26 protein-coding genes, 1 pseudogene and 1 riboswitch are annotated in these 21,927 nt (G+C 69.1%); of the genes and pseudogenes, 13 read left to right on the top strand and 14 right to left on the bottom strand.

What is annotated here, in order from left to right:
* Window positions 1–13: 13 nt before the first annotated feature.
* Window positions 14–123, top strand: a riboswitch (TPP riboswitch).
* From C3E87_RS12460 to C3E87_RS12470, 3 genes are all read left to right on the top strand, one after another.
* Entirely contained in the window at window positions 114–1,454 is a 1,341-nt protein-coding gene (locus tag C3E87_RS12460; protein WP_076063391.1) for an MFS transporter, read from the top strand. (Overlaps the previous riboswitch by 10 nt.)
* The gene (gene thiM, locus C3E87_RS12465) at window positions 1,451–2,224 is read left to right on the top strand and encodes a hydroxyethylthiazole kinase (RefSeq protein ID WP_076063394.1); all 774 of its coding nucleotides are present in this window, start codon (window positions 1,451–1,453) and stop codon (window positions 2,222–2,224) included. The genes C3E87_RS12460 and thiM overlap by 4 nt, the downstream gene beginning before the upstream one ends.
* Window positions 2,221–2,877, top strand: coding sequence for a thiamine phosphate synthase (locus C3E87_RS12470; RefSeq protein ID WP_076063396.1), 657 nt, complete (start codon window positions 2,221–2,223; stop codon window positions 2,875–2,877). Before thiM ends, C3E87_RS12470 begins: the two co-directional genes overlap by 4 nt.
* Window positions 2,878–2,882: 5 nt before the next feature.
* Here C3E87_RS12470 and C3E87_RS12475 read toward each other — a convergent pair whose 3' ends face one another.
* Window positions 2,883–3,776 carry an oxygenase MpaB family protein gene (locus C3E87_RS12475; RefSeq protein ID WP_076063398.1) on the bottom strand — a complete coding sequence of 298 codons (894 nt, stop codon included), beginning with the start codon at window positions 3,774–3,776 and terminating at the stop codon, window positions 2,883–2,885.
* 125 nt (window positions 3,777–3,901) lie between these two features.
* Here C3E87_RS12475 and C3E87_RS12480 point away from each other — a divergent pair, with 125 nt between their 5' ends.
* From C3E87_RS12480 to galE, 5 genes are all read left to right on the top strand, one after another.
* Complete coding sequence (locus tag C3E87_RS12480) at window positions 3,902–4,378, top strand: cupin domain-containing protein (RefSeq protein WP_076063400.1); 477 nt, start codon at window positions 3,902–3,904, stop codon at window positions 4,376–4,378.
* A 154-nt stretch (window positions 4,379–4,532) separates the two neighbouring features.
* Window positions 4,533–4,994 carry a MarR family winged helix-turn-helix transcriptional regulator gene (locus tag C3E87_RS12485; RefSeq protein WP_076063403.1) on the top strand — a complete coding sequence of 154 codons (462 nt, stop codon included), beginning with the start codon at window positions 4,533–4,535 and terminating at the stop codon, window positions 4,992–4,994.
* Window positions 4,987–6,285, top strand: coding sequence for an MFS transporter (locus C3E87_RS12490; RefSeq protein ID WP_076063405.1), 1,299 nt, complete (start codon window positions 4,987–4,989; stop codon window positions 6,283–6,285). Before C3E87_RS12485 ends, C3E87_RS12490 begins: the two co-directional genes overlap by 8 nt.
* A 15-nt stretch (window positions 6,286–6,300) precedes the next feature.
* The gene (locus C3E87_RS12495) at window positions 6,301–7,680 is read left to right on the top strand and encodes an L-serine ammonia-lyase (RefSeq protein WP_076063407.1); all 1,380 of its coding nucleotides are present in this window, start codon (window positions 6,301–6,303) and stop codon (window positions 7,678–7,680) included.
* Window positions 7,681–7,777: 97 nt separating this feature from the next.
* Window positions 7,778–8,794 (top strand): UDP-glucose 4-epimerase GalE, encoded by a 1,017-nt coding sequence (galE, locus tag C3E87_RS12500; protein ID WP_076063409.1) that lies wholly within the window; start codon window positions 7,778–7,780, stop codon window positions 8,792–8,794.
* Between the two features lie 69 nt (window positions 8,795–8,863).
* On the opposite strand, the gene C3E87_RS12505 is transcribed toward galE, so the two are convergent.
* Window positions 8,864–9,733 carry a hypothetical protein gene (locus tag C3E87_RS12505; protein ID WP_076063412.1) on the bottom strand — a complete coding sequence of 290 codons (870 nt, stop codon included), beginning with the start codon at window positions 9,731–9,733 and terminating at the stop codon, window positions 8,864–8,866.
* 125 nt (window positions 9,734–9,858) lie between these two features.
* On the opposite strand from C3E87_RS12505, the gene C3E87_RS12510 reads away from it, so the two are divergent.
* Window positions 9,859–10,869 carry a LacI family DNA-binding transcriptional regulator gene (locus tag C3E87_RS12510; protein WP_076063414.1) on the top strand — a complete coding sequence of 337 codons (1,011 nt, stop codon included), beginning with the start codon at window positions 9,859–9,861 and terminating at the stop codon, window positions 10,867–10,869.
* 72 nt (window positions 10,870–10,941) lie between these two features.
* Here C3E87_RS12510 and C3E87_RS12515 read toward each other — a convergent pair whose 3' ends face one another.
* Window positions 10,942–11,130 (bottom strand): hypothetical protein, encoded by a 189-nt coding sequence (locus C3E87_RS12515; protein WP_076063416.1) that lies wholly within the window; start codon window positions 11,128–11,130, stop codon window positions 10,942–10,944.
* A gap of 65 nt (window positions 11,131–11,195) precedes the next feature.
* Between C3E87_RS12515 and C3E87_RS12520 the strand changes: the two genes are divergently transcribed.
* On the top strand, window positions 11,196–12,242 hold the full coding sequence (locus tag C3E87_RS12520) for an adenosine deaminase (protein WP_076063419.1): 1,047 nt from the start codon (window positions 11,196–11,198) through the stop codon (window positions 12,240–12,242).
* 64 nt (window positions 12,243–12,306) lie between these two features.
* On the opposite strand, the gene rplI is transcribed toward C3E87_RS12520, so the two are convergent.
* The 9 genes from rplI to C3E87_RS12565 all read right to left on the bottom strand — a co-directional run bounded on the left by rplI (window position 12,307) and on the right by C3E87_RS12565 (window position 16,988).
* Complete coding sequence (gene rplI / locus C3E87_RS12525) at window positions 12,307–12,753, bottom strand: 50S ribosomal protein L9 (RefSeq protein WP_076063453.1); 447 nt, start codon at window positions 12,751–12,753, stop codon at window positions 12,307–12,309.
* Window positions 12,754–12,776: 23 nt separating this feature from the next.
* On the bottom strand, window positions 12,777–13,016 hold the full coding sequence (rpsR, locus tag C3E87_RS12530; RefSeq protein WP_076063420.1) for a 30S ribosomal protein S18: 240 nt from the start codon (window positions 13,014–13,016) through the stop codon (window positions 12,777–12,779).
* A gap of 83 nt (window positions 13,017–13,099) precedes the next feature.
* A complete protein-coding gene (locus tag C3E87_RS12535) occupies window positions 13,100–13,639 on the bottom strand; it encodes a single-stranded DNA-binding protein (protein ID WP_076063422.1) in 540 nt (179 codons plus the stop codon).
* Window positions 13,640–13,782: 143 nt separating this feature from the next.
* Complete coding sequence (gene rpsF, locus C3E87_RS12540; RefSeq protein ID WP_076063424.1) at window positions 13,783–14,070, bottom strand: 30S ribosomal protein S6; 288 nt, start codon at window positions 14,068–14,070, stop codon at window positions 13,783–13,785.
* 144 nt (window positions 14,071–14,214) lie between these two features.
* Entirely contained in the window at window positions 14,215–14,961 is a 747-nt protein-coding gene (locus C3E87_RS12545) for an SGNH/GDSL hydrolase family protein (RefSeq protein WP_076063427.1), read from the bottom strand.
* Window positions 14,958–15,338, bottom strand: a complete 381-nt coding sequence (locus C3E87_RS12550) for a rhodanese-like domain-containing protein (protein WP_076063429.1) — start codon at window positions 15,336–15,338, stop codon at window positions 14,958–14,960. The genes C3E87_RS12545 and C3E87_RS12550 overlap by 4 nt, the downstream gene beginning before the upstream one ends.
* A gap of 29 nt (window positions 15,339–15,367) precedes the next feature.
* The gene (locus C3E87_RS12555) at window positions 15,368–15,691 is read right to left on the bottom strand and encodes a hypothetical protein (RefSeq protein ID WP_143571039.1); all 324 of its coding nucleotides are present in this window, start codon (window positions 15,689–15,691) and stop codon (window positions 15,368–15,370) included.
* 124 nt (window positions 15,692–15,815) lie between these two features.
* Complete coding sequence (locus C3E87_RS12560) at window positions 15,816–16,232, bottom strand: hypothetical protein (protein WP_076063433.1); 417 nt, start codon at window positions 16,230–16,232, stop codon at window positions 15,816–15,818.
* A 33-nt stretch (window positions 16,233–16,265) separates the two neighbouring features.
* The gene (locus C3E87_RS12565; RefSeq protein WP_076063434.1) at window positions 16,266–16,988 is read right to left on the bottom strand and encodes an SDR family oxidoreductase; all 723 of its coding nucleotides are present in this window, start codon (window positions 16,986–16,988) and stop codon (window positions 16,266–16,268) included.
* A gap of 65 nt (window positions 16,989–17,053) precedes the next feature.
* On the opposite strand from C3E87_RS12565, the gene C3E87_RS12570 reads away from it, so the two are divergent.
* Both C3E87_RS12570 and C3E87_RS12575 read left to right on the top strand, forming a co-directional pair.
* The gene (locus C3E87_RS12570) at window positions 17,054–18,754 is read left to right on the top strand and encodes a fumarate hydratase (protein WP_076063437.1); all 1,701 of its coding nucleotides are present in this window, start codon (window positions 17,054–17,056) and stop codon (window positions 18,752–18,754) included.
* 108 nt (window positions 18,755–18,862) lie between these two features.
* Window positions 18,863–19,258 carry a hypothetical protein gene (locus C3E87_RS12575; protein ID WP_076063439.1) on the top strand — a complete coding sequence of 132 codons (396 nt, stop codon included), beginning with the start codon at window positions 18,863–18,865 and terminating at the stop codon, window positions 19,256–19,258.
* A gap of 12 nt (window positions 19,259–19,270) precedes the next feature.
* On the opposite strand, the gene C3E87_RS12580 is transcribed toward C3E87_RS12575, so the two are convergent.
* Together C3E87_RS12580 and C3E87_RS12585 are read right to left on the bottom strand one after the other, a co-directional pair.
* The gene (locus C3E87_RS12580) at window positions 19,271–19,939 is read right to left on the bottom strand and encodes a response regulator transcription factor (RefSeq protein ID WP_076063442.1); all 669 of its coding nucleotides are present in this window, start codon (window positions 19,937–19,939) and stop codon (window positions 19,271–19,273) included.
* Complete coding sequence (locus C3E87_RS12585) at window positions 19,936–21,405, bottom strand: cell wall metabolism sensor histidine kinase WalK (protein ID WP_076063444.1); 1,470 nt, start codon at window positions 21,403–21,405, stop codon at window positions 19,936–19,938. The genes C3E87_RS12580 and C3E87_RS12585 overlap by 4 nt, the downstream gene beginning before the upstream one ends.
* Window positions 21,406–21,571: 166 nt before the next feature.
* On the opposite strand from C3E87_RS12585, the pseudogene C3E87_RS12590 reads away from it, so the two are divergent.
* A pseudogene (locus C3E87_RS12590) lies at window positions 21,572–21,927 on the top strand (hypothetical protein); the annotation flags it as partial.

A 21,927-nucleotide genomic window follows, 5' to 3' on the forward strand; every position in this document is an offset into this window, starting at 1 on the left:
TGGGCTAGGGTGCTGCCATCCACGCGGGTGCCCTCGGCAGAGGGCTGAGATGGGGCTGATGCGGCCCGGACCGTCCGAACCTGTCCGGGTCATGCCGGCGAAGGAAGTGAACCATGTCACACACCCTTGCAATGCCCACCACCGCGCCCCCGCGGACGCTGCCTCCTGAGGGAAAGGCTGCGCTCCGCGGCGGCGTCCTGGGCAACTACGTCGACCAACTGCACATCTTCCTGCCACTCGTCGCGCTGGCCCCGGCCCTGACCGTGCTCGCGGGGCCGCATGCCGCGGCCACCACCGGCGCCATCGTCGTGATGGCGATGCTGCTCGGCCGCCCCATCGGGGGCATGGTCTTCGGCCAGATCGCCGACCGCCTCGGCCGCACCACGACGACGAAGGTCGCCATCGCCGGCACCGCGGCGTGCACGTTCGGCATCGCGGCCGTCCCCACACACGAGTCGATCGGAGGCGCGGCGATCATGATCGTCATCGCCCTGCGCTTCCTCGGCGGCATCTTCATCGCCGGGGAGTACTCAGCGGCGATCCCGCTCGCGATGGAGTGGTCGAAGCCGAGGCGCCGCGGCCTGTTCTCCGGCCTGATCATGTCGATGGCGCCGTGGGCGCAGGCCACCATCGCGTTCGCCACGGGCATCCTGCTGGTGGCGCTCGGGGCCGAGGACTACGCGGCCTGGGGCTGGCGGGCCTCCTTCGCGGCGGGCGGCCTGGCGTCGGTGGGGATGCTGATCTACTACGGGCGACACGTCACGGACGCGCCGGTGTTCCACCGCAGCCGCGCCACGGGGCGCAGGCTCGGGCTGCTGGAAGTGCTGACCGGCGCCTACGCACCCGCGTTCTGGCAGATGTTCGGCCTGATGAGCGGTTTGTGGTTCCTGACCAACACCACCGTGATCATGCTGACGCCCCGGCTGGGCACCGACGTGGGGCTGGCGCCCACGAGCGTGAGCCTGGTGATGGGGTGCGCCGCCGTCGGTCAGGCCATCGTGATGGGTGTCACGGGGCACCTTTCCACCGTGCTGGGCCGCCGGCGGTTCTTCGTCATCTGGGGAGTGCTCGCGGCGGTGTCGGCGCCGCTGTTGTGGCTGGCGATCATGAGCGGCCCGGCCGTGTGGCTGATCGCCGTGTGCGCCGTCGCCCTGCAGGTGCTGACCGTCACTGCCTACGGCCCAGTGGGCGCGTACCTGTCGGAGCGCTTCCCCACGGCCGTGCGGGCCACGGGTTACGGCACGGCCTACAGCGTGTCCATCGTCATCCCGGCCCTGTACCCCTTCTACCTGCCCACGCTGGAGGGCTGGTTCGGGCGCGACACCGCCGTCGTGGGCCTCATGGTGTTGGGCGGCGCTCTCGTCGCGGTGTGCGGCGCGGTGGGCCCGGCCCTGCGGCCGCGGGAACTCACAGACGACCTCGAGGCTGTCGCCTCCCGTCAGGTGGCCGCATGATCGCCGACGTCATCACGGCCGTGCGCGAACGGGCACCGCTGGTGCACTGCCTGAGTGCGGCGGTGTCGATGAACTTCGTCGCCGACGCCCTGCTCGCCGCGGGCGCGCGGCCCATGATGACCGAGACGTTGGAGGAGGCGCCGTCGATGGTGGAGGTGGCCGACGCGCTGCTGATCAACCTCGGCACCCTCTCCTCCGACGGTATGGCGGGCATCCCCGCCACCGTCGCCAGGGCCCACTCGCTGGGCACTCCCTGGGTATTGGACCCGACGGCGGTGGGGATCGCGCCGGTCCGCACGCCGCTGGCCCGCCGGTTGCTGTCCGAGGCGCCGGCCGTGGTCCGCGGCAACGCCTCGGAGATCCTGAACATCGCGGGCACCGGGGTGACGGGGCGGGGCGCCGACACCGCGCACACGCCTGAGCAGGCTGCGCAAGCGGCGACCCTGTTGGCTCGGGCCTCCCACGCCGTCGTCGCGGTGTCGGGAGCGCGCGACCTCATCACCGACGGTGAGCGCAGGATCGGCGTCACCGCCGGGCACGCGCTGTTGACCCGGGTCACCGGAACCGGCTGCACGCTGGGCGCGCTCATCGCGGCGTGCACCGCGGTGGCTGACCCGTTCGACGCGGCCCACGCGGCGACGGCCTGGCTGTGTCTGGCCGCCGAGGACGCGGCGGCCGTCGCTTCGGGGCCGGGGTCGTTCAAGGTGGCGCTGGTGGACGCGCTCGCCACCCTGGAAGCGTCGGCAGCGGATGAAAGGGCAGCAGAATGATCGACCTTCGTTGCTATGTGATCACCTCCGGGAACGGACCGGACGTGGTGGCGAAGGCCGCCGCGGCGGCCGGGGCCGGCGCCGGCGTGATCCAGGTGCGGGAGAAGCACCTCTCCGCGCGGGAGCTGCTGCGCCTGACGCTCGACGTGGGGCGGGCGGTGCACGAGGCCAACCCGTCGTCGAAGGTGGTGGTCAACGACAGGGTCGACGTGGCCCTGGCCGCGCTGAGGGAGTCGCCTGAGTGGGTGCAAGGGGTGCACCTGGGGCAGGACGACCTGCCGGCGGTGGCCGCGCGTGAACTGCTCGGGCCGGACGCGGTCATCGGCCTGACGACCGGCACGCTGGAACTCGTGCGCGCTGCGGACAAGCTCGCGGGGGTGATCGACTACGTCGGGTCCGGGCCGTTCAGGCGCACCCCGACGAAGGACTCGGGGCGCGAGCCCCTGGGTCTCGCTGGCTACCCGGCGATGGTCTCCGCGACCCGGCTACCAGTCGTCGCGATCGGCGATGTGCAGGCGGCGGACGCGCCGGCACTCGCCGAGGCGGGGGTGGCGGGGGTCGCCGTGGTGCGCGCCGTGATGGGTGCTGACGACCCGGCGGCCGTGGTCCGGGAGATCCTGGCCGCGCCCTTCGCTAGCTTCGCTCGCTCCTAGGGGGCTCAGGAGGCTGAAGCGCGGGGCGGCGCCCCCAACCGGTCGCGACGGGCTTCGGGAGTGAGCGCCCAGCGCACGATCGTCGCCGAGAAGCGGCCGAGGGGCTGACCGAACAGCACGTCGAACCACCGGCCCGCGGGGAGCCGCAGTTCGCGGCGCGCCCATGGGGGCAGGGTCGAGATGGCGCCAGCGGCCAGCATCCAGTAGCCGGGGCGGGCGGGCCAGGGCACGGGTGGGTTCTTGAGCAGGAAGTCCACGGTGTCGAGGGCCGGCGGCGAGGCGCGTAGTTCGGGCCGGTACTTCTCGATGGCGGCAAGCAGCTCAGCTTCCGTTCGTGGCAGGTCGACGGCGCCGAGCAGCTCGCCGACGGGGGCCGCCTGCGCGACGTACTCGTCGGTCTCCTGCTGGGTGAGCCGCCGGTCGCCGAAGTGCTGGAAGCTGGCGAGGAAGCTCTGGGTCTCCGCGATGTGGACCCACGCGAGCAGGTGGGGGTCCGAGGCCCGGTAGGGCGTGCCGTCGTCGGTCTTGCCGCGGACCCGTTCGTGCACGTCACGGATCCTGGCGATCAGCGCCTCCGCGGACGGGATGGGCCCGTACGTTGTCATCGCGATGAACTCGGAGGTGCGCTGGAGGCGACCCCACGGATCCGACCGGTAGCCGGAATGCCCGGCGACGCCGGCCATGGCGGCCGGGTGCAGCGCCTGGAGCAGCAGCGCCCGGATGCCACCGGCGTACATCGCGGCGTCGCCGTTGACGTGCCAGATGACGTCCTCGCGGCTGTGCCACCGATCGCCCTCCGCGCCCCAGATGAGCGCGGCCTTGGCGTCGGCGTCCTCTCCCGCGACCCGTGAGCGCAGGGTGCGCCCCAGGAGTGACCGGAAGCTGGCGATCGGGTTCATCGCCCCAGCCTACGTGGCTGACGGCGGCGCACGGGCGGGTGGACCCCAGCCCCAGGGATGGTCTTCACCCGCACCTCCGTCGGTTGTCGCCCGGCGCCACTACTGTGTGCCAGTAGGAGGAAATCATGAAGATCACCGACAACGGGCCTCAGCCCAACGCGTTCGACATCGAAACCGCCACGCGGGAAAACACCAACTACCGCACGGTCGCCTGGACGGGGAAGTACTTCCAGGTGACCCTCATGTCCATCCCCGTGGGGGAATCCATCGGCCTGGAGATGCACCCCGAGACAGACCAGTTCCTGCGCATCGACGCGGGTGAAGGCAAGTGCGTGATGGGCCCGTCCAAGGACAACCTGGACTTTGAGCAGGAGGTGGAGGACGGCTGGTCCATCCAGGTGCCCGCCGGAACGTGGCACGACGTCCTGAACACCGGCCAGGAGCCCCTGCAGCTCTATGTCGTCTACGCCCCCACGCACCATGCGCAGGGAACCGTCCACGAGACGGCCGCCTTGGCGGAGGCAGACGAGGAGGCGGGCGGCGACGAGCCGCCGAGCTGGTCACACCAGCCCGCGCCGGATGCTGAGGACAAGTCGGCCTGACGCCGGCCACTTCCACCGCACCATCAGCTGGCGGTTCCGCGCTCGAAAAGAGCGCGGGACCGCCAGTTCGTTCATTCTGTGGACTCCCCATCCTCGATATTTTGATTAGCTGAGGTAATGAGCTAGGGTAACTTCCGGTCCACGAAAGGAACCCGTGACGAATACCTCCTCCACTTCGGCCGGCACCGCGACCGCGCCCCTCGATAAGCCCGCCCTCGCCAACGACCTCCGACTCGCCTGCCAGCGCATCGCGCGCCGTGTCCGGTTCGAGTCCACCAGCGAGCTCCCGCCTCACCTCTTCTCGGTGTTGGCACGCGTCAATCGCGTCGGCCCCCAGACCCCCACCCAGCTGGCAGAGGACGACCGCGTCAGCACGCCGTCGATGACCCGCACGCTGAACGCCCTCTGCGAGCGCGGCCTCGTGGAGAAGCGGCCGCACCCACACGACGGGCGCCAAGTCCTTATCCATTCGACGAAGGCCGGTGACGAGGTGGTCCAGGAGACGATCGCGCACCGCGACCTCTGGATGCTCACCCACATCGATTCCCTCGACGACGACAAGCTGGCGCTCTTGAGGAAGGCCGCCGACCTCCTTCTGGAGGTGTCGCATGCCTGAGATCACCACACGCTGGCGCACGTTCGCCTCGTTCGCGGTGCGCAACTACCGCTTCTTCTTCGTCGGCGCCCTGGTCAGCAACCTGGGCACCTGGATCCAGCGCATCGGCCAGGACTGGTTGGTGCTCACCGAGCTGACGGACAACTCCAGCACCGCGCTGGGCATCGTCACGGCGCTGCAGTTCCTCGCCATCCCGCTGCTCGCCCCCTACGCAGGGGCGGTGGTGGACCGCTTCGACAAGCGCAAGGTGCTCGTCATCTCACAGCTGGCGCTCGCGGCCACCGCGCTGGCCCTGTGGGGCCTGGTGGCGACGGGCACGGTGCAGCTCTGGCACGTCTACGTCTTCGCGCTGATCACCGGTGCCATCACCGCGTTCGACAACCCCGCGCGGCAGTCGTTCGTGTCGGAGATGGTGCCGCTCACACTGCTACCCAATGCGGTGGGGCTCAACTCGACCTCGTTCAACGGGGCGCGGCTCATCGGCCCCGGCCTGGCCGGCGTCCTGGTGGCCGCCGTCGGCGTGGGTCCCACGCTGCTGATCAACGGGCTCAGCTTCTTCGCCTTCATCGCCTCGCTGGGGTTGATGCGCGCAGACGAACTGCACCCCGCGCCCATGGTGAAGGCGCGTGGCGCCGCCATGGACGGCCTGCGGTACCTGGGCGGCCGGCCGGACATCATCGTGCTACTGGTGGTGGTCTTCATGCTGGGCACGTTCGGCATGAACTTCCAGATCTTCAACGCCACCATGGCCACAGAGGTGTTCCACGCGGGAGCCCGCGAGTTCGGCCTGCTCGGCACGATCATGGCCATCGGCACGCTCGCCGGGGCACTCGGCGCCACGCGGCGGGCGAACCCGTCGCTGCGCACCGTGCTGATGGCCCTGACCGGCTTCGCGGTGAGCACCTTTGCCCTGACGTTCGCGCCCAACTACACCGTCTACGCGCTGCTCCTGATCCCCTCGGGCTTCTTCGCCCTCACGGTGATGACGACGGCGAACGCGGCGGTCCAGTTGTCCACCGCGCCTGAGTACCGCGGGCGCGTCATGGCGGTCTACGTCGCGATCTTCGCCGGCGGCACCCCGCTGGGTGCGCCGCTGATCGGCTGGCTCGGCGAGGTGCTCGGTCCCCGGGCGTCGGTGCTGGCGGCCTCCCTGGCCACGGGCATGGCCGTCATCGGGGTGCTGGCCTGGTTCATGGTGCACGACGGGCTGCGGCTGCACATCGAGCGGGGTCGTCCCCTCCGGATCCGCGCCACCCTGCCGTCCCGCCCCGCCTACGGAGGCGCGCGCTGAGGGTATCGTCGGTACATGGCGATCAGCGCGCTTGACCTGTTCAAGATCGGGGTGGGTCCCTCGTCGTCCCACACGATGGGCCCCATGCGAGCCGGCGCGCTCTTCCGCACCCAACTCCTCGCAAGCCCCGTGGTCGACGACGTGGCCAGGGTCCGCGTCGACCTCTACGGCTCACTCGCGGCCACGGGGCTGGGGCACGGGACGGACCGCGCCGTCGTCGCCGGGCTGCTCGGATTCCAGCCCCAGCGGGTTGATCCGGACGAGATGAAGGCGGCCGTGGACGCCGTGGTGCACGGCGACGGACTGATGTTCAAGGAGCGCCAGCTGCCGTTCGACTGGTCCACCGATCTGCTGTTCCACCGCGAATCCAAGCCATGGCACCCCAACGCCCTGACGGTCACCGCCCTCGGCGTCGACGGTGCGGAACTGATGACCAACACGTTCTACTCCATCGGCGGCGGGTTCGTCGTCGACGAGGCGCAGGCCGAGGCCGGTGAGACCGGGGTGGCGGACGTCACCGTCGAGTTCCCGTTCAGCACTTCTGAGGAGCTGCTGGCGTTGTGCTCGCTGCACGACCTGAACGTCGCCGAGCTGGTGGCCCGCAACGAACTGGCCTGGCGTCCGGAGGAGGAGACCAGGGCCGCGCTGCTGGAGATCTGGTCCGTCATGCGCGGCTGCATCGAGCGCGGCGTGCTGCAGGAGGGCTTCCTCCCGGGCGGGCTGCGCGTCCCGCGGCGGGCGCCGGACCTGTACCGCCACCTCGTCTCCCGCGACGACGCCCCCAACCTGATCACCCGCACCTTCTCAGCCATGGACTGGGTCAACCTCTACGCGCTGGCCGTCAACGAGGAGAACGCGGCCGGCGGCTGCGTCGTGACGGCACCGACGAACGGTGCCGCCGGCATCATCCCCGCGGTGCTGCAGTACTACATGAAGTTCCAGACCGGCGCCCGGGACGAGGACGTGGTGGATTTTCTGCTGGCGGCCACCGCCGTCGGGGTGCTGCTGAAGATGAACGCCTCCATCTCCGGCGCCGAAGTGGGGTGCCAGGGTGAGGTTGGATCCGCCTGCGCGATGGCAGCCGCCGGCCTGGCCCAGGTGATGGGCGGCTCGCCTGCCCAGGTGGAGAACGCAGCGGAAATCGGGCTCGAACACAACCTCGGGCTGACCTGTGACCCCATCGGCGGGCTGGTGCAGGTGCCCTGCATCGAACGCAACGCCATGGCGTCGGTCAAGGCCATCAACGCGGCGCAGCTGGCGCTCAACGGGGACGGGCGGCACCGCGTGACGCTCGACCAGGCCATCCGCACCATGCGCGATACCGGGCGCGACATGCTCAGCAAGTACAAGGAGACCTCAGAGGGCGGCCTCGCGGTCGCCTTCATCGAGTGCTGACGAGCGCTGAGCGATTCGCTCAAGCAGCGACCCGCACCGCTCAGCGTCCGCTGCACAGGTCTAGAGTTGGGGCTGAACCCGAGGAGGAACCCCACCCATGCGCGTGCTCGTCACCGGTGGCGCCGGCTACATCGGCTCCCACACCACACTTGCCCTTCTTCAGGATGGTCACGACGTCCTGGTCGTCGACGACCTGTCCAACAGCTCCGAGGAGTCGCTGCGCCGCGTCGCAGACCTCGCCGGGCGCGAAGCCCAGTTCGTCGAGGCCAATGTGCGCGACGCGGCGGCTCTCGACAAGGCCTTCGCCGATTTCCGACCCGATTCCGTGATCCACTTCGCCGGCTGGAAGGCCGTGGGCGAATCCACACAGATCCCGTTGACGTACTACCGCGAGAACATCGGCTCCACGATCACGCTGGTGGAGACCATGGCCAAGCACGGCTGCAACCGCATCGTCTTCTCCAGCTCCGCCACCGTCTACGGCGAGGAGTCGGAGCCCCCGTTCACCGAGGACGCGCCCACCGGCGCCACCAACCCGTACGGCCGCACCAAGCACATGCTCGAGCAGATCCTCGAGGACGCCTCGGCGGCCAACCCCGAGCTCTCGGTGGCGATCCTGCGGTACTTCAACCCCATCGGTGCCCACGAATCCGGCCGCATCGGCGAAGACCCCAAGGGCATCCCGAACAACCTGCTGCCGTTCGTGGCGCAGGTGGCCGCCGGTCGCCGCGAGAAGCTGATGATCTTCGGCGACGACTACGCCACCCCGGACGGCACCGGTCGCCGGGACTACATCCACGTGGTCGACCTGGCCGCCGGTCACCTCGCCGCGCTGAACTACCTCGGCGACCACACCGGCTACCACGTCTGGAACCTGGGCACCGGCCAGCCGTCCTCGGTCCTGGAGATCGTGCACGCGTTCGAGGCCGCAGCCGGCCAGGAGATCCCGTACGAGATCGTGGCCCGCCGCCCGGGCGATGTCGCCGAGAGCTACGCCAACGTCGACAAGGCGCACAACGAACTGGGCTGGCACGCGGAGAAGACCGTGGCCGACGCCTGCGCCGACACCTACCGCTGGCAGCACGACAACCCCAACGGGTTCGCTGCCGTCTGACGCAATGCAACTGAACGGGGGCCGGTGTGGATGATCCACACCGGCCCCCGAATTTGTCGACGGTGGCCTTCAGCCGGCGGAAGCTGCGGACCTGGCTCCGCGGCGGGTGTCGATGAGGCGCACGAGGACGCCCACGATCAGGGCGATCCCCGCGGAAATGAGCGAGCCCTGCAGCACAATCCAGAACGTCGCCCACGTCTGCTCGAAGCCCCCCACGGTGAGCGCCGCGTCGAGGACCACATGACCGGCCACGCCCACGGTGACGATGAGTAGCACCGCGAGCCAGGCGAGGATCCGGCGTGGCGTGTCCCACCCGAGGCGGCCGAGCGCGAGGCCGAGGCCGGCGGCCACCACATAGGGCACGTAGAGGATGGCCGCTGAACCCGTCTGGCCAACCACCGCGTACATCAGCCCCGTGAGCCAGTAGACCGTCGGGAGGTAGAGCAGACCCAATCCGACGGTCAAGGCGATGGGGCCTCGCATGAGCAGCCAGTAGGCCAGCACCGCGTAGCCGGAGTAGGCGGCGACGACGGCCATGGTCATCACGAGCATGGCTGGCGGGCTGGGGCTGAGGGCATTCCCGGAGAGGTCGACGAAGCTGACCACCACGAGCAGGGCCATGCCCACCGTCGCGACGAACGCCGCCGGGCCAGCCGCGACCGGCCCTCGCTTGGCGCGCCAGATCCTCAGGCCGAGCGCGGTGAAGGCAGCGGCCATGACGACGACCGAGACCGAGTTGTAGTAGCTGAACAGGTTCAAGGCCAGCCGGAACGGCCCGCCCGCAGAGGCGCCACGGAAGGCCTCACTCACCGCCATGGCCAGGTGCGGCAGGAGCGCCAGCAGCAACGCTGCGGCACCGATGACCAGCGAGCGCCACGGCGCGGTGGCATCCGCGCCGTCCGGCTGGACCGGGTCCTGGTTTCCAGTGGTTGCGCTCACAGGCGAGCCCCCTTCGTCACCCTCACCGTACCGGGGGTGCCGATAATGCGCGTTCCGGCTGCGTGTCTCTTCGTTCCCACCGGCCGGTGCGCATTCCGGGGGGTGAACGATGGAAGGATGAGTGCATGCCCCGCCCGACCATCAAGGACATCTCACGCATCGCGGGCGTCTCGCCCACCGCGGTCTCGTTTGCGCTGAACAACCGCCCAGGTGTCTCCGAGTCGACGCGGGCCCGCGTGCTGCAGGTCGCCCAGGAGATCGGCTGGCACCGGAGCGTCGCCGCCGCCGCGCTTTCCGCGGGGCGAGCGCAGGCAGTTGGCATGGTGCTGCCACGACCCACTGGTGAGTCCACGGGCGAGCGGTTCCTGATGCACCTCATAGCCGGGATCGAGGAAGTGCTGACCGCGCACGGGTTGGCCTTGGTGCTCCAGTTCATCGTTTCCCCCGAGGAGGAACTCGAAACCTACCGCCGTTGGCACTTCGAGCGCCGTGTCGACGGTGTGATCCTCACAGACCCCGTGATGGACGACCCCCGGCCGGCCATCCTGGAAGAATTGACGATGCCCGCCGTGTTGATCGGCTCGCTTCCTGGCAACGAACTGCCCAACGTACGTGTCGACGACGCCGCGGCCATGCGCTTCATCGTGGGCCACCTCGCAGCTCAGGGGCACCGGCGCGTCACGCACATCCCGGCTCCCACGAACCTGATCCACACCCTCAAACGGTCCGCCGCCTTTGCCGAGTCGTGCCGGGAACTGGGCATCGAGACCTTGCGGAGCGAGACCAACCCGGGCACCATCAACGCCGGCCAGGCCATCACGCACCAGTTACTCATGGCCGACAATCCACCCACGGCCATCATCTATGACAACGAGGGCCTGATGCTGGGCGGCCTTGGCGCGATCAATGCCATGGGCGTGCGGATCCCGGACGACGTGGCCATCGTGTCGTTCGAGGACTCCGCGTTGTGCCGGGTGACCTCCCCACCGATCACTTCGCTGGCCTACGATCCGGCCGGTCTGGGCGCGGAAGCCACCACTCTGCTGCTCGACCTCCTCGGCGGTGAAGAGCCACGGGAGGTAGTAGTGGCCGCGCCGACGATCCAGGTCAGGGGTTCGACCCAGACCCGGTCATAAGCTACCCGTCCCGGGGGCGGTCAGTGGCGTCTTCTGATCAGGCCAACCCGGTCGTGCTGGGGTCCGTCGCCGTCAGCGGTGTTGCTCGGGACGGAGCCCTGCCCCCGGCTGGGCGGCGACCTCGGTCCGCTCGTTGAGTTCGATCCACGTGGTGTCGCACCCCGGGCACCGGTAGACCGGCGCGCCTTCGACCAGCTCGTCGGTCTTGATCGTGCCGCAGGCGTCCTGGCACGGCCATGTGGTGAGGAATCGGGCGCTCATGAGCGTCAAGGCTACAGGCGGAGATGCGTCTTTGCCCCACGGGATTGATTCACTACCATCGGCACATGTTGCAGGAGCCGAAACCGACGCGGGATCTGGCCGCGCTGCCCAAGGCACATCTGCATCTCCACTTCACCGGGTCCCTGAGTGTGCCCGCCCTCCGGCAGTTGGCGGAGGCCCGCGACATGGACCTGCCTCCCACCCTCATCGACGGCGTACCCCTGGACGTGCCCTACGACAGGCGGGGCTGGAACCGCTTCCAACACCTCTACGACGTGGCCCGCGCCGCCGTCCGGGGCGAGGAGGCGCTCCGCGCGGTGGTCCGCAACGCCGCAGCTGAGGACGCCGCCGAGGGCTCGCGCCGGCTGGAGTTGCAGGTGGACCCCACGTCGTACGCCTCCTCCGTCGGAGGGCTGCAGGAGGCGCTGGAGATCGTGTGCGACGAGGCCCGGGTCGCCTCCGCCAGCTCCGGCGTGCAGATCGGGGTGGTGGTGGCCGCCTCGCGCATCCGGCACCCGCTGGACGCCCGCACCCTCGCGCGGATCGCCGCGCGGCACGCCGGCCAGGGCGCCGGGGAGGTGTGCGCGTTCGGGCTCAACAACAACGAGCGCGAGGGCCGCACCCACGAGTGGGAGGGCGCGTTCCGGATCGCCCGGCGCGCCGGCCTGCCGGGGGTGCCGCACGGCGGCGAGCTGCGGGGGGCGGACCACCTCGAGCAGGTCGTCGCGCACCTGCAGCCCGCCCGCATCGGGCACGGCGTCCGCGCCGTCGAGAACCCCGATCTGCTGAGCCGGATGATCGACCGGGGCATCACCTTCGAAGTGTGTCCGGCGTCGAACGTGCAGCTGGGCGTCTACCGCGAGCCGGATGAGGTGCCCCTCCGCGCGCTCCTCGACGCCGGGGCCGATATCGCTCTGGGTGCCGACGACCCGCTGCTGTTCCTGTCCAGGCTCACGGACCAGTACGTCACAGCGCGCGAGGTCCACGGACTCGACGACGCGGCCCTGGCCGGGCTGGCGCGCTCGTCGGTCAACGCCAGCTTCGCCCCGGCCGACGACAAGCGCCGCTGGCTGGCGGAGATTGACGACTGGCTCCAGTCACCCGTCGACTGACTCAGCCAAGAAATGACAAGAGCCCCGGCCGAAGCCGGGGCTCTTGCAGGTTGCGATCAGACGATCACTGGGCGACGACCTCGAACGGGACGTACGCGGTGACGGCCTGGTGCAGCTTGATGGCTGCGGTGTGGCTGCCGACCGACTTCACCGGCTTCGGGAACGAAGCGGTGCGCTTGTCGACGGTGGGGCCACCGGCCTTCTTGACGGCCTGAACCAGGTCAGCAGCGGTGACGGAACCGAACAGGTGGCCCGCCTCCGAAGCGCGGGCAGCGACGGTGACCTTGAGGTCCTCGAGCTGCGTGCGCAGTTGCTGAGCGTGCTCGACGCCGCGCACCTCACGGGCGTCGCGCGCCCGCTTGATGCCATCGATCTGCTTCTCGGTTCCGCGGGTCCAGCGGATGGCCCTGCCCTGAGGCAGGAGGAAGTTACGGCCGTAGCCGTCCTTGACCTCGACGACGTCGCCGGCGATGCCGAGCTTGTCAACGGTGCTGGTCAGAATGAGCTTCATCATAATGTCTTCATCCCTTCCGATCAGCGGGCGGTCGACGCGTACGGCAGCAGAGCGACTTCGCGCGCGTTCTTCACGGCGATGGCGATCTTGCGCTGGTCCTGGACCGAAAGGCCAGTGACGCGACGGGCACGGATCTTGCCACGCTCAGAGATGAACTTCTTGAGCGTGTTGATGTCCTTGTAGTCGATGTTGGCGACGCGGGTCGTCTTCACCGGCATGATCTTCTTCTTGTTCACAGACTTGCGCTGTGGACCGGCCATTGTGGTGCTCTCCTTCTATTACTGAAAGCCCGTCTTGCGACGGAATGTGCCAGCTAGCCCATGGGAGCTAGATAAGCGATGGATCAGAACGGGGGCTCTTCCGGCTGCGACTGCGCCCACGGGTCATTCCCGCCGCGGTTGCCGCCTCCGGCGTTGCCGGAGCTGGCCCACGGATCGCCCTGCGGGCTACCCTGACCACCACCGGTGTTGCCACCACCCTGGTTACCCTGCCACTGGCCACCACCGCCGCCGCCACCACTGCCGGAGCGGGTGACGGTTGCAGTTGAGAAGCGGAGGGTGGGTCCGACCTCGTCGACATCGATCTCGAAGACGGTGCGCTTGACTCCCTCACGGTCGTCATACGTACGCGACTTCAGACGGCCCTGAATGATGACCTGCATACCCTTGCGAAGGGTTTCGGCCACATTCTCGGCGTACTGGCGCCACACGGAGCAGCTGAGGAACAACGCCTCGCCGTCCCGCCACTCGTTGGACTGACGGTCGAGCACACGGGGTGTCGACGCAATCCTGAAGTTGGCCACCGCTGCGCCGTTGGGCGTGAAGCGGAGCTCGGGATCTGCGGTGAGGTTTCCGATCACCGTGATCTGGGTTTCGCCTGCCATGATTCTGATGCCTCCGATAAGTTCGGACTTGGTGACGACGCAGCCTGGGCCTTGCCGTCGAGGTCTGAGTGAAAATCTATCTGTCTACCACTTTGGCCGGTGGCGCCGACAATTTTCCACTCAGTTTTTTTGCTGTGGAAAACTCAGTCCTCGCGGCGCAGCACCTTGGTGCGCACAACCCGCTCGTCGATGGTCATCAGGCGATCCATCTCAGCAACGGTCGCCGGATCCGCAGTAACCTGCAGGACGGCGTAAATAGCCTCGGACTTCTTGTTGATGTCGTATGCGAGCCGACGACGTCCCCAGATGTCCTGGTTGTCGACGGTGCCACCACCCTTGGTGATGACTTCGAGATGCTTCTCGACCAGCGCGGGGACCTGACGCTCGTCGACATCTGAGTCGATGAGCACCATAACCTCGTACTTGCGCATGCTTCAGCCCCACCTCCTTCGGACTAACGGCCGCGAGTCTGTCCCGCGGCAGGAGGGCAAAACTGACCTGGGGTCAGCCAAGGAGCCAGACTACCGGCTGCGGGCTGCCGATCCCAAACCGCCCGACGCGGCGGGAAGGGCCGCTCAATCCGTCGACTGCAGCTTCTCGACGACCCCGCTGGCCTCGATGGCGGTCCAGTAGGCGTCGGCCCACCCCTCGTAGCCGAGGTCGTTGGGGTGGAACCAGTCCCCCGCGGTGTAGCGGTGGTAGCGCCAGGTTCCCGCCTCGCGGGTGGCGCGGTGCAGCGGCACCAGGTGGTGCTTGTGGCGCTCGATGAGGATCGACGCGACGGCGGCCATCTTCTGCGACTGGCGGCCCAACACCGGAACCATGAACCACGGCACGTCGGCGACGAAGGAACCCTCCGGCAGCGCCGCGAGGACCACGTCCATGTTCGCCTCGAAGGACGCGGGCGAATGGCCGGGGAACACGACGTCGTTGCCGCCGATGTCGAGGGTCACCAGATCCGGGGTGAAGGGGAGGTCGCGGAACTGCGGCAGCTGGTCGCGCACGACGTCGGCGCTGGTCGCGCCGCTCACCGACAGGTTGGTGATCAGCACCTCGCGGCCGGTCACCTCGGCGAGCTTGCGCCCGATCCGCGGCACATAGCCGTGGTCCACCTGGGATGCCCCCACGCCCTGGGCCGCGGAGTCGCCGAGCGCCACGTAGCGCAGGGCGTCCTCGCCGCCGTCGCGGGACTCGCCCCAGTGGATGCGGTAGTCGTTGACGTGGCGGACGATCTCGCGCCGGCCCATCAGGTACGACGCCGCCCCGGCGGACACGAGGGTGCCCGCGGCCGCGCCGGCCAGGAGCCCCAACAGCCGCTTCATCGCCGGCCCCGGTACGGACCGGGTAACACGGGGTTGCCGTCCTTGGCCCAGGCGCGCAACCCACCGCTCACGGATTCGGCCAGGAGGCCCTTCTCACGGAGCAGGGCGGCCATGAAGGAGGAACGCAGCCCCGTGTCGCACATGACGATGATGGCCGCATCGCGCTCCGCCAGCGGGTCGTCGCCGTGGATGGCGTCCACCGGGTTGTCGTGGAGGGCCCCGGTGTCCACCGGGCGCGCGCCGGGTGCGTGACCCGCCTCGTATTCGACCTTGGTGCGCACGTCGATCAGGACGGCACCCCTGCTCAGTGCCAGCAGCGTCTCATCGATGCTCAGCCCGTCGTCGGAGCGCTTCCCCAGGAAATCCAGCAAACCCATGCGTCCATTGTCCCTCACGCCGGGCTGCGTCAGACAACGCCGAAGAGACCCAGCCCGATGGCGCCGAAGACGAAGCTCAGGCCCAGCGCGAGCAGGACGTAGCCGAGCCAGGTGCGGCGGGCCCAACGCACCGTCAGGAACGGCAACACCACGGCCGCGGCGAGGGAGATGATCCCGAAGACGCGGTGCCAGAGCGGCACCTCTTCCACGGCGAAGTCCACGCCGGCGCCGCCCGTGTCAGGGATCAGCAGCGTCAGCAGCCCGGCGAGCGCCCCGGGCAGCACCAGCAGCAGCGACAGGAGCCCGAGCGCCAGCGCGCCGGGCCAGGTGCCCCACCAGATCCGCTTCGTCACGCCGTCGAGCTTACGGGCTGCCGGACCCACCCAAGCGTTGTTGAGTTGTGCAGCGGACTTGGTGCACAACTTCACTCTGCCCAGCGCGGTGGCGGGGCGACGACGGCGGGGCGACGACGCGCGGTCAGGCCTGCGGGATGTGGCCGTCGAGCACCCAGGCGAGGAACTCCTTGAGGTCGCCCGTCTCACCGTCGCGGCCGCCGCGGCCGATGACCAGCGGCGCCAACTGCGGCTGCAACTTCACGCCCGTGAACCGCGACATCAACCCTCCGGGAACCGTGAGCGAGTAGTAGTTGCCCTCGGTGTCGACGGCGACGGAGTGGTTGGTGCGCAGGTACCAGCCGGTCTTGTCCGTCTTGACGGTGTGCCCGTCCAGCGTGACGGCCTTCAGCGGGCGGGGCGCCAGACCTTGTTCCCGGGCAGCGACGAGGAACTCGTCGATGAGCACCTTTGCGCGGGCGGCCTCATTGCGGGCGTGGCTCGCGTTCAGCTCCGCGCGGATGCGCGCTGCCTTCTGGCGCTCTGTCAGGTGCTCGTCCATCCCCTCAGCCTAGACTCGCCGATCCGCCCCCCGTCAGATGGAGTAGCCACCGTCGACCAGGATCTCCTGGCCGGTGATGTAGGCCGCCTCCTCGGAGGCGAGGAACGCCACCGCCGCCGCGACCTCCTCGGGCTCGCCGAAGCGACGCGCCGGGATCTTGTGCCGGATCTCGTCCGCCGCCTCGGGATCAGTGTGCAGCCGCTTGAGCCGGTCCGTGGCCGTGTACCCGGGCGCCACCGTGTTGCAGGTCACCCCGTCGGCGCCCACCTCGAGCGCCAGTGTGCGCAGATGATTGGTGACCGCCGCCCGCATGGCGTTGCTCACCGGCAGCGTCAGCGACGGGCGACCCACCGTCAGCGACGTGATCGCGATCACCCTGCCCCAGCCGTGGGAGCGCATGCCCGGCAACACCGCGTCGACGAGCCGGGCCGTCGACATGAAGGTGGTCTCGAAACCCGCGTGCCACCCCTCGTCGGTGACCTCCGACGGCAGGCCGGGCGGGGGTCCGCCGGCGTTCGACACCAGGATGTCGACCTCCCCGGCGGCCTCGACGGCGGCGCGCACACCGTCGATCGTGGAGACGTCCGCCACCACCCAGCGGGCGCCGATCTGGTCAGCAGCCACACGCAGGTCCTCTTCGGTGCGCGCGGCGATGGTCACCTCGGCACCCATGTGGCGCAACAACTTCGCCGTCGCGAACCCGATGCCCTTGCTGGCGCCGGTGACGAGGGCACGCTTCCCGCTCAGTGACAACATACCCCCACGCTAACCCACGAAATCGTGCGTGGGAGACTGAATCGATTGCTTTACAAGGAGGTCCGATGCCGGAGTTTGGCTACGCAGACATGCTGCCCATCGGGGGCGACGACACCCCCTACCGTCTCCTCACCCATGAGGGTGTCGAGGTGGTCGAGGGACCCGAGGGACGCCAGTTCCTGAAGGTCGCACCGGAAGCGCTGACGCTGCTCGCAGAGACGGCGATGCACGACATCGCGCACTACCTGCGGCCGGCCCACCTGCAGCAGCTGCGCACCATCATGGACGACCCAGAGGCCTCCGCCAACGACAAGTTCGTGGCGCTCGACCTGCTCAAGAACGCCAACATCGCCGCCGGCGGCATCCTGCCCATGTGCCAGGACACCGGCACCGCGATCATCATGGGCAAGCGTGGCCAGCAGGTGCTGACCGAGGGCACCGACGAGAAGCCGCTGTCGCTGGGCGTCTACAACGCTTACACCAAGCTGAACCTGCGCTACTCCCAGAACGCGCCCATCACCATGTGGGAGGAGCGCAACACCGGCAGCAACCTGCCCGCGCAGATCGAGCTCTACGCCGACACCGCGCCCGGGCACGAGACCGGCTACAAGTTCCTCTTCATGGCCAAGGGCGGCGGCTCCGCGAACAAGAGCTACCTCTACCAGGAGACCAAGGCCATCCTGAACCCCGACTCGATGATGAAGTTCCTCGAGGAGAAGCTGCGCTCGCTCGGCACCGCGGCCTGCCCGCCGTACCACCTGGCGATCGTCGTCGGCGGCACGTCGGCCGAGTTCGCGATGAAGACCGCCAAGTACGCCTCCGCCAAGTACCTCGACACCCTCCCGACGACGGGCTCCATCGAAGCGCACGGCTTCCGCGACGTCGAACTCGAGCAGGAGGTGCTGGAACTCACCCGCAAGATGGGCATCGGCGCCCAGTTCGGCGGCAAGTACTTCTGCCACGACGTGCGGGTCATCCGCCTGCCGCGCCACGGCGCGTCGCTCCCGGTGGCGATCGCGGTGTCGTGCTCCGCCGACCGGCAGTGCCTCGGCAAGATCACGCCTGAGGGCGTGTTCATCGAGCAGCTCGAGACCGAACCCGCCCGCTTCATGCCGGACCACGTCGATGAGGATCTCGACGCTGAGACCGACGGAGTGACCGGCACGGGGAAGGGCGCCGTCGTGCGCATCGACCTGAACCGGCCCATGACAGACGTGCTGGCCGAGCTGTCCAAGCACCCCGTGAAGACCCGCCTGTCGCTGACCGGCCCGCTGATCGTCGCGCGCGACATCGCCCACGCCAAGATCAAGGAACGCCTCGACGCGGGCGAGGAGATGCCGCAGTACCTGAAGGACCACCCCGTCTACTACGCCGGTCCGGCGAAGACCCCCACCGGCATGGCATCCGGCTCGTTCGGGCCCACCACCGCCGGGCGGATGGACTCCTACGTCGACCAGTTCCAGGCAGCCGGCGGCTCCATGGTGATGCTCGCCAAGGGCAACCGCTCGCAGGCCGTCACCGACGCATGCGACACGCACGGCGGCTTCTACCTGGGCTCGATCGGCGGCCCCGCCGCCCGGCTGGCACAGGACTGCATCAAGCACGTCGAGGTCGTCGAATACGAGGAGCTCGGCATGGAGGCGATCTGGAAGATCGACGTGCAGGACTTCCCGGCGTTCATCGTGGTCGACGACAAGGGCAACGACTTCTTCGCCGAGGTCAACAAGCCCCTGGTGCTCACCATCCCGAAGCGCGAAGGGCTCTGAGCCGCAGCCGCTGAGGACCGCAGCCACAACGGCAGATGAGAGTCTTCTCATCTGCCGTTCCGCTCCCCTTCATCCTGGCACCCTTCACTAGAGGCAGGAGGCAAGTGCATGGACAGGAAGCGCGGGGTGACGGCCGGGCTGGTGGCCGCTGCCGTCGTGGCCGGTCTGCTCGTGGGCTGGCTGGTGGTCGCGCTCGCCGCGCCTCTCGCGCAACCGCCAGCGGAGCCGGCCATCGTGGTCACCGCCGTGCCGTCCCCGGGCAGCACGACGACGACTCCCAGCCCTTCGCCGACGCCCAGCCCCACCGTCGACGCGGCCACTGCGACACCGGAGGTCAGCCCGACGCCCACCACCGCGTCGACGCCCGCGACGACGACTCCCGCGCCCACCCGGACGACCGTGGCTCCGCAGCCCGTCACGCCCGCGCCCCCGGTCAGGCCGGCACCGGCCCCGACCACCGATGACGACGATGACGACGACGTGGATGACGACGACGACGACTAGCTGTACTAGCCGTCACGCCAGCCGGTAGCCCATCCCGCGGACCGTCTCGAAGCGGTCCTTGCCCAGCTTGCCCCGCAGGTATCGGACGTAGACGTCGACGACGTTGCTGCCCGGGTCGAAGTCGAAGCCCCACACATTGCTCAGCAGCTGCTCGCGGCTCATCACCTGCCCAGGGTTGCGCAGGAACGTCTCCGCCAGCGTGAATTCGCGGGCGGACAGGTCCACCCACTCGCCGTCCACCTGAGCCTTGCGCGTCCTGAAATCCAGCACCAGTCCGTTGTGCGACAACTGCGTCACGCTCTGCCCGGCCGGCTGGGGCGACTCGGTGCGCAACCGCAGCCGGATCCGCGCCAGCAGTTCCTCGAACGAGAACGGCTTGGGCATGTAGTCGTCAGCGCCGCCCTCGAGCCCGGCCACGCGGTCAGCGACGGAGGAGCGTGCCGTCAGCATGATCACCGGCACGGCGACCCCCTGCCCACGGATCTGTTCGAGCACCTCGAAGCCGTCGATGTCCGGCAGGCCGACGTCGAGGATCACCAGGTCGAAATTGCCGTGCACCGCCAGCGTGGCGCCTTCGGACCCCGACGCGGTGGTGTGGGAGGTGAAGCCCGCCGCCTTCAGCCCCTTGGCGATGAATCCGGCGATGCGGGTCTCGTCCTCGATGATCAGGATCGTGCTCATAAGCTCTCCATCTTGAGGGTCGGTTCGAGTTCGGCGGGTTCCACCGGACCGAGCGGCAGCACGAGGGTGAACCGGGAGCCGACGCCCACCGTCGATTCGATGTCCAGGCGGCCACCGTGAGCGGCCATGATCGACTCGACGATACTGAGCCCCAGCCCCGCGCCCTGTGCGTGGGCCGCCCCTACGCGGCTGCGACCGAAGCGCTGCCGGACCACGTCCAGCTGATCGGGCTCGATGCCGATGCCCTCGTCGCGGACCCACAGCAGCACCTCACCGCGCTCGAGCGCCGAACCCAGCGTGATGGCCGAGCCGGCGTCGGAGTATTTGACGGCGTTGGCGGCCAGTTGCAGCCAGGCCTGCGTCATGCGGCCCGGGTCGAGGAACGCCTCGGCCGAGGCGATGCGCTCGAGCCGCCACGCGCGGTCGCCCAGCGCCCGTGCCTTCTCCAGCACCTGGTCCGTCAGTGTCGCCACGTCGAACCAGCGGGGCTGCACGAAGTCTGACTCCGTGGCCTTCGCCAGCATCAGCATGTCGTTGACGAGCACGCCCATCCGGTCGGCCTCGTCGATGACGAGGTCCCGCGTCTCCCGCACGTCGACGGGGTCGTCGGGGTCGACGAGTTCCATGTGGCCGCGCACCACGGTGATGGGCGTGCGGAGTTCGTGGCCCACGTCGTCGAGCAGCTGGCGCTGGCCCTCGACGGAGCGCTGGACGCGGTCGAGCATCCGGTTGATGGTGCTGGACAGGGCGGTGAGGTCGTCGCGGCCGCGCACCGGCACCCGCGACGTGAGGTCGCGCTCGTCGATCGATTCCGCGGCCTTGCGCAGTTCCTCGATGGGCCGCAGCAGCCTGCCCACGGAGATCCAGGCGACGAGCACCAACAGCAGCACGGTGCCGACGGCGACCACGGCGTACAGCGTCATCGTGCGGCGCAGTTCCGCCTCCACGAGGTCGAGGTCGTAGACGTGCACCAGCGCACCCGTCGACGCGGGGTACTGGACGGGCGCCACGAGCACGCGGTAGTGCCTGTCGGCGGTGCGGACGGTGTCGATGAGGATCTGGCTGCCGGCGGCCATGGGCATCAGGTGGCTGACGAGTTCCTCGTCGTTCTCGGGACGCAGCGGCACGTCCGTCGAAGCCACCCAGCGCACCTGGCCGTCCACGACGGCCAACTCCCCCTCGGCCTCGCCGATCACGGTTCGGGCCAGGAAGGTGTGCAGCAGCTCCGACGGCCCGGCGAAGGACTGGCCGGTGGCGGGGTCGATGCCCTCCGTTGCGAGCACGCGGAGTTCGTCGCGCGTGCGCATCAGTTGGTCGTCGACACCGCTGTGGATGGCACGGTGCTGCAGCACGGCGACGATGGCGCCGGACGTCAGCAGCGCCAGCCCCGCGAGCAGCACCATCGTGGTGATCAAGCGCGCCCGCAGCGTCACCTTGGCGACGAGGTCGGGTTGCTGGGAGATCATGTCCCTATCCTGCCCTGAGCCCGGACCGGGCGCTCACGCGGTGGCGACCGGCGTGCCCTCGTGACGAAGCCCGTCACGCATGAGAAACCTCTCACGATTCCCGCGTGGTTCCCCTCATCTGCGACCGGTGTGATGGTCTCAACAACCACTTCGAAGGAGTATTCAGATGGCTCTCAAAACCTCCACCACCTGGCTCGCGGCGGCCGCGTTCGGTGTAGCCGCAGTCGGCGGGGGGCTGCTGGCCTCCGCCGCATCCCCCACACCCGCGCCGGCCGTCACCTCGCCGGCAGTCTCGCCCACTCCCGACATGGAGCCCATCATCGTGGTGGCCCCGACGGTGAGCGCCAGCCCAGACGCGGACCCCAGCACGCCACAGCCCACGCCCGCCCCAACCGCCACCGAGACCATCGTGATCACCGGCACAGACCAGTGCGACGACCTCGACAACGATTACACCTGCGACGACGAGCAGGGGCTGTCGTCCACCGTCGACAGTTCGCCCACCCCCGCTCCGGGCATGGC

Source organism: Tessaracoccus sp. ZS01, assembly GCF_022342445.1.
Lineage (GTDB): Bacteria > Actinomycetota > Actinomycetes > Propionibacteriales > Propionibacteriaceae > Arachnia.

Coding starts and splice junctions, on each gene's coding strand:
- C3E87_RS12460 (WP_076063391.1), top strand. CDS start 114: ATGTCACACACCCTTGCAATGCCCACCACCGCGCCCCCGCGGACGCTG.
- thiM (WP_076063394.1), top strand. CDS start 1,451: ATGATCGCCGACGTCATCACGGCCGTGCGCGAACGGGCACCGCTGGTG.
- C3E87_RS12470 (WP_076063396.1), top strand. CDS start 2,221: ATGATCGACCTTCGTTGCTATGTGATCACCTCCGGGAACGGACCGGAC.
- C3E87_RS12475 (WP_076063398.1), bottom strand. CDS start 3,776: ATGAACCCGATCGCCAGCTTCCGGTCACTCCTGGGGCGCACCCTGCGC.
- C3E87_RS12480 (WP_076063400.1), top strand. CDS start 3,902: ATGAAGATCACCGACAACGGGCCTCAGCCCAACGCGTTCGACATCGAA.
- C3E87_RS12490 (WP_076063405.1), top strand. CDS start 4,987: ATGCCTGAGATCACCACACGCTGGCGCACGTTCGCCTCGTTCGCGGTG.
- C3E87_RS12495 (WP_076063407.1), top strand. CDS start 6,301: ATGGCGATCAGCGCGCTTGACCTGTTCAAGATCGGGGTGGGTCCCTCG.
- galE (WP_076063409.1), top strand. CDS start 7,778: ATGCGCGTGCTCGTCACCGGTGGCGCCGGCTACATCGGCTCCCACACC.
- C3E87_RS12510 (WP_076063414.1), top strand. CDS start 9,859: ATGCCCCGCCCGACCATCAAGGACATCTCACGCATCGCGGGCGTCTCG.
- C3E87_RS12515 (WP_076063416.1), bottom strand. CDS start 11,130: ATGAGCGCCCGATTCCTCACCACATGGCCGTGCCAGGACGCCTGCGGC.
- C3E87_RS12520 (WP_076063419.1), top strand. CDS start 11,196: ATGTTGCAGGAGCCGAAACCGACGCGGGATCTGGCCGCGCTGCCCAAG.
- rplI (WP_076063453.1), bottom strand. CDS start 12,753: ATGAAGCTCATTCTGACCAGCACCGTTGACAAGCTCGGCATCGCCGGC.
- rpsR (WP_076063420.1), bottom strand. CDS start 13,016: ATGGCCGGTCCACAGCGCAAGTCTGTGAACAAGAAGAAGATCATGCCG.
- C3E87_RS12535 (WP_076063422.1), bottom strand. CDS start 13,639: ATGGCAGGCGAAACCCAGATCACGGTGATCGGAAACCTCACCGCAGAT.
- rpsF (WP_076063424.1), bottom strand. CDS start 14,070: ATGCGCAAGTACGAGGTTATGGTGCTCATCGACTCAGATGTCGACGAG.
- C3E87_RS12545 (WP_076063427.1), bottom strand. CDS start 14,961: ATGAAGCGGCTGTTGGGGCTCCTGGCCGGCGCGGCCGCGGGCACCCTC.
- C3E87_RS12550 (WP_076063429.1), bottom strand. CDS start 15,338: ATGGGTTTGCTGGATTTCCTGGGGAAGCGCTCCGACGACGGGCTGAGC.
- C3E87_RS12560 (WP_076063433.1), bottom strand. CDS start 16,232: ATGGACGAGCACCTGACAGAGCGCCAGAAGGCAGCGCGCATCCGCGCG.
- C3E87_RS12565 (WP_076063434.1), bottom strand. CDS start 16,988: ATGTTGTCACTGAGCGGGAAGCGTGCCCTCGTCACCGGCGCCAGCAAG.
- C3E87_RS12570 (WP_076063437.1), top strand. CDS start 17,054: ATGCCGGAGTTTGGCTACGCAGACATGCTGCCCATCGGGGGCGACGAC.
- C3E87_RS12575 (WP_076063439.1), top strand. CDS start 18,863: ATGGACAGGAAGCGCGGGGTGACGGCCGGGCTGGTGGCCGCTGCCGTC.
- C3E87_RS12580 (WP_076063442.1), bottom strand. CDS start 19,939: ATGAGCACGATCCTGATCATCGAGGACGAGACCCGCATCGCCGGATTC.
- C3E87_RS12585 (WP_076063444.1), bottom strand. CDS start 21,405: ATGATCTCCCAGCAACCCGACCTCGTCGCCAAGGTGACGCTGCGGGCG.